This is a genomic window from Desulfobacula sp., from assembly GCF_021107415.1.
Genome location: NZ_JAIOSW010000010.1, coordinates 1 through 4,232, shown reverse-complemented (window position 1 = coordinate 4,232; position 4,232 = coordinate 1). Strand labels below are relative to the sequence as shown.

Below are 4,232 nucleotides of genomic sequence, written 5' to 3'. Positions count from 1 at the left end.
CGGAAAACTCCAGATAAAATAGAGTTTAAAAAATACTGCAAATTTTGTAATAAGCATGTAATGCATAAAGAAACAAAGGTAAAATAGTAATAGTTTTTTGCAGGTCAGTAGCTCCAATTGGCAGAGCTCCGGACTCCAAATCCGGCAGTTGTGGGTTCGAATCCCTCCTGACCTGCCACATTTTTAGTCTTGCAACCCAAATGCAAAAAATGATTCGGGTTGCTAAGATAAACTTAGGAGTTGTATGTCACGATTACAGAAAAAAAAGCCTGTTAGTGAAAAGAAAAAGCAAAGGGCTGTAGCAGAGAATCCAACGGGTTCGTCTGATAGTCCTTCAGGTTTTTCAAGTTCAAAATCGGCAATAGTAGCAAGTTCTTTAAAAGCAAAGTCAGAAAAAAGTTTAATGGATGCAAAAACTGGGGAGCCGAATTTCTTCCAAAAAACAATGGATTTTTTCAGGGAGGTCAAGATAGAGTTAAAAAAGGTGACTTGGCCAACTCGTAAACAGACCACCGGGACAACCATTGTTGTTATAATTTTTGTTTTTGTTATTGCAGTTTTTCTAGGGCTATTTGATTTCGGTCTTTCAAAGCTTGTTCAGGTTGTCCTGACATAAAACAAGGGAAGTAACATGTCTCTAAAATGGTATGTCGTACATGTGTATTCAGGTCATGAGCAAAAAGTAAAGGTTGCTCTGGAAGAAAAAATAAAAGCTTCCAAGCATCCTGAAAAGTTTGGGGAGATTCTTATTCCGACTGAAAATATTGTGGAACTTGTTAATGGAAAGAAAAGGGAATCTTCAAGAAAATTTTATCCCGGTTACATTCTGGCTAGAATGCATTTGGATGATGAGACATGGCATATTGTAAGTTCTACAGCAAAGGTTACCGGTTTTTTAGGCGGGAAAAATAAACCTGCACCCATAAGTGAGAAAGAGGCTCAAAGCATTGTTGATAAAATGCAGCAGGGTAAGAATAAGCCTCAATCAAAATATTTTTTTGAACCGGGCGATGAAGTCAGGGTTATTGATGGACCGTTTTCAAGTTTTAATGGTACAGTGGAAGATGTGTCACCTGACAAGGAAAAGATTAAAGTTCTAGTGAGTATTTTTGGACGTGCAACCCCGGTAGAACTGAATTTTATACAGGTTACCAAAATATAATAATAGAGTAGTGAAAAGTGAGATGTGAGTACTGATATTATTTTTCTCAAATCTTAAATCCCACTATCAAAGTTGAGTTTCAGGAGCTTAAAAACAATGGCAAAAAAAGTAATGACACAAATAAAGCTTCAGGTTGAAGCAGGAAAAGCCAATCCATCTCCGCCCATTGGGCCGGCATTAGGTCAGCATGGCGTCAATATTATGGATTTTTGTAAAGCTTTTAATGCAAAGACTGCCAACGACGCAGGGTCTATCATTCCCGTCGTTATCACTGTATACCAGGATAGATCATTTAGCTTTATTACAAAAACACCACCGGCATCCAGATTGTTGCTGGCTGCAGCAAAGATTACAAAAGGGTCAGGTGAGCCCAATCGGGAGAAGGTTGGAACAGTTACCAGGGACCAACTTGTTGTAATCGCAGAAACCAAAAAAGAAGATTTAAATGCCTCGGATATTGATGCAGCTGTGAAGATTATTGCAGGTACAGCAAGAAGCATGGGGATAGAAGTAGTTTAACTTTAAGTAAAAGAGTGATGAAAAATGCCAAAGCGGAGTAAAAAACAGACAGAAGCACTTAAACAGGTTGATAGAACGGTTCAATATGATCCACTGAATGCCCTGGAACTTGCGGTTTCGACGAGCCATGCAAAGTTCGATGAAACTGTTGATGTTGCCGTGAGGTTAAGCGTTGACCCTCGGCATGCCGATCAAATGGTTCGGGGTACGGTTATATTGCCCAATGGACTTGGTAAAGAGGTAAAAGTATTAGTGTTTGCAAAGGGTGAGAAAGAAAAAGAGGCCCTGGACGCAGGGGCAGATTTTATTGCCGATGAAGAGACCGTTAAAAAAATTCAAGACGGATGGTTTGGTTTTGACAAAGCCATTGCAACTCCGGATATGATGGGGTCTGTCGGAAAGCTGGGAAGAATTCTGGGACCTCGCGGGCTGATGCCGAATGCTAAAACAGGAACGGTTACCTTTGAACTTGAAAAAGCAATAAACGAATTAAAAGCAGGGAAAATTGATTTTCGAGTAGAAAAAGCAGGGATTGTTCATGCACCCATCGGAAAAGTATCTTTTGGAGCCCAGAAATTGACTGAAAATGCTAAAGTTTTTTTAGAAAAATTGGTGGCGCTGAAACCTGCTTCAAGCAAGGGAACTTACTTAAAAACAATCACCATATCTTCAACAATGGGTCTGGGTATTAAAGTGGATCCTTTATTGATAAAATAGGGTGTTAAAATAGAGTTTAAAACCTGTCATAGACAGTAGGTGTACTTTTTTAAAGTGCATAATCGGATTTGCCGGCCCACCGAGACAGAAAATTAATAAGATTTTCTTTTGGTTTAGTTGGCACCTTCGAAAAAATATAATGAATGGAAGGAGGTGTAAGAAAATTGCTGAATATTTCCCAAAAAAAAGAACTGGTTGAAAGGCTAGCAAAAGAAGTATCAGAATCTGAGATATCCATACTGATTGACTATAAAGGTCTGGATGTGTTGCAAATGACTGATCTTCGTGCGCAACTCAGAAATGAAGGTGCACGGCTTGAAGTTGTTAAAAATTCATTGCTGAATAGAGCATCTCAAGGCACGGATGCGGCTTTGATGAAAGATTTTTACAAAGGGCCCAATGCCATTATTTTTTCAAAGGATGACCCTGTTGCTCCGGCAAGAATCCTGGTTGATTTTGCCAAAAAAAATGAGAAACTTGAAATTAAAGCAGGCGCTTTTTCAGGAAAGCTTCTCACCGTTGAAGAGATAAAACACTTAGCAAGAATGCCATCCAAACAAGAACTCCTTGGCAAAGTGGTTTACACGCTTAATGCGGTTCCAATCTCATTTGTTAATGTTCTTTCCGGCGTTCCTCGAGCTTTTGTTAATGTTCTTAATGCAATTGCCGATCAAAAAGAAGCTGCGTAAATAAAGTAGCAATTATTAATTAAAAATTATCAATTAAAAAGAAAATATTCTTTATCGTTTTATTTAGGAGAAAATAATGGCTGATATCACAAAAGATGATGTTATTGAGTTTATATCAAACATGAGTGTTATAGACCTTTCAGAGCTTGTAAAAGAACTTGAAGATAAATTTGGTGTAACCGCTGCAGCACCGATGGCATTTGCTGCCGGTGTAACGCCTGGCGGTGGTGATGCTGCTGAAGTAGAAGAACAGACTGAATTTGATGTTATCCTTGAAACATTTGGTGACAAGAAAATCAATGTTATCAAAGAAGTAAGAGCAATTACAGGCCTGGGTCTTAAAGAAGCAAAAGCGCTTGTTGAAGAAGCACCAAAGGCGGTTAAAGAGGCAATTCCAAAAGAAGAAGCAGATAAAATTAAAGAAAAATTAGAAGGAGCCGGTGCACAGGTTTCTGTAAAATAGTTAGTTTACAAAGTTTTAAGGTGCATAGAATTTATGCGGGGGCAAGGCAATAGTGCCATGTCTCCGCTTTTACGGTTGGAAAAATTCAACTGGGAGATATCATGACCGGAAGTCTTTTGATAAATAAGCGTATTAGAAAAGAGTTTGGCAGCAAAAGAAAAATCATTGATATTCCTGATCTAATAGGAATGCAAAGAGATTCTTATGAGAGTTTTCTTCAAAAAGGTGTTGTACCTGAAGAAAGGGAAGAAAAAGGACTCCATGCCGTTTTTAAATCTGTTTTTCCCATCAAGGATTTTACAGATACATCATCATTGGAATATGTTTCGTATTCTTTTGGTGAATCAAAGCATTCCATGAAAGAATGCACTTCAAGGGGAATGACCTATGACATTCCCATAAATATCAAAGTTAGACTTGTTGTTTATGATCAGGACAAGGACACTGCTATTTCAACGATTCGTGATATTAAGGAACAAGAAATTTATTTTGGTACCATACCATTGATGACACGACAGGGGACTTTTATTATTAATGGTACTGAACGAGCAGTTGTAAGTCAGTTGCATCGATCATCAGGCGTATTTTTTGATCATGATAAAGGCAAAAATTATTCCACAGGCAAAATTATATACAGTGCCAGAATAATTCCTGTCAGAGGGTCCTGGATTGATATGGAAAT

At 38.3% G+C, this 4,232-nt stretch carries 7 protein-coding genes, 1 tRNA gene and 1 pseudogene; all 9 read left to right on the top strand.

Annotated elements, in window-relative coordinates; translation table 11 throughout:
- The coding region (gene rpmG, locus K8S13_RS00440) for a 50S ribosomal protein L33 (protein ID WP_291459630.1) at positions 1–87 on the top strand (87 nt) is incomplete at its 5' end.
- Positions 88–101: 14 nt separating this feature from the next.
- Positions 102–178, top strand: a tRNA-Trp gene (locus K8S13_RS00435).
- A gap of 66 nt (positions 179–244) precedes the next feature.
- Positions 245–616: a preprotein translocase subunit SecE gene (secE, locus tag K8S13_RS00430; protein WP_291459629.1), complete on the top strand. Its 372-nt coding sequence runs from the start codon at positions 245–247 to the stop codon at positions 614–616.
- A gap of 15 nt (positions 617–631) precedes the next feature.
- Positions 632–1,162 (top strand): transcription termination/antitermination protein NusG, encoded by a 531-nt coding sequence (gene nusG, locus K8S13_RS00425; protein WP_291459628.1) that lies wholly within the window; start codon positions 632–634, stop codon positions 1,160–1,162.
- Positions 1,163–1,258: 96 nt separating this feature from the next.
- Positions 1,259–1,681 carry a 50S ribosomal protein L11 gene (gene rplK / locus K8S13_RS00420; protein ID WP_291459627.1) on the top strand — a complete coding sequence of 141 codons (423 nt, stop codon included), beginning with the start codon at positions 1,259–1,261 and terminating at the stop codon, positions 1,679–1,681.
- Between the two features lie 24 nt (positions 1,682–1,705).
- A complete protein-coding gene (rplA, locus tag K8S13_RS00415; protein WP_291459626.1) occupies positions 1,706–2,398 on the top strand; it encodes a 50S ribosomal protein L1 in 693 nt (230 codons plus the stop codon).
- 164 nt (positions 2,399–2,562) lie between these two features.
- Complete coding sequence (gene rplJ / locus K8S13_RS00410; RefSeq protein ID WP_291459625.1) at positions 2,563–3,087, top strand: 50S ribosomal protein L10; 525 nt, start codon at positions 2,563–2,565, stop codon at positions 3,085–3,087.
- Positions 3,088–3,163: 76 nt separating this feature from the next.
- The gene (gene rplL / locus K8S13_RS00405; RefSeq protein WP_291459624.1) at positions 3,164–3,550 is read left to right on the top strand and encodes a 50S ribosomal protein L7/L12; all 387 of its coding nucleotides are present in this window, start codon (positions 3,164–3,166) and stop codon (positions 3,548–3,550) included.
- 101 nt (positions 3,551–3,651) lie between these two features.
- Positions 3,652–4,232: pseudogene (locus tag K8S13_RS00400) on the top strand (DNA-directed RNA polymerase subunit beta); the annotation flags it as partial.

What these genes read in the sequence shown, in the direction of transcription:
- rplA (WP_291459626.1), top strand. Translation starts at nt 1,706, where the DNA reads ATGCCAAAGCGGAGTAAAAAACAGACAGAAGCACTTAAACAGGTTGAT.
- rplL (WP_291459624.1), top strand. Translation starts at nt 3,164, where the DNA reads ATGGCTGATATCACAAAAGATGATGTTATTGAGTTTATATCAAACATG.
- rplK (WP_291459627.1), top strand. Translation starts at nt 1,259, where the DNA reads ATGGCAAAAAAAGTAATGACACAAATAAAGCTTCAGGTTGAAGCAGGA.
- secE (WP_291459629.1), top strand. Translation starts at nt 245, where the DNA reads ATGTCACGATTACAGAAAAAAAAGCCTGTTAGTGAAAAGAAAAAGCAA.
- nusG (WP_291459628.1), top strand. Translation starts at nt 632, where the DNA reads ATGTCTCTAAAATGGTATGTCGTACATGTGTATTCAGGTCATGAGCAA.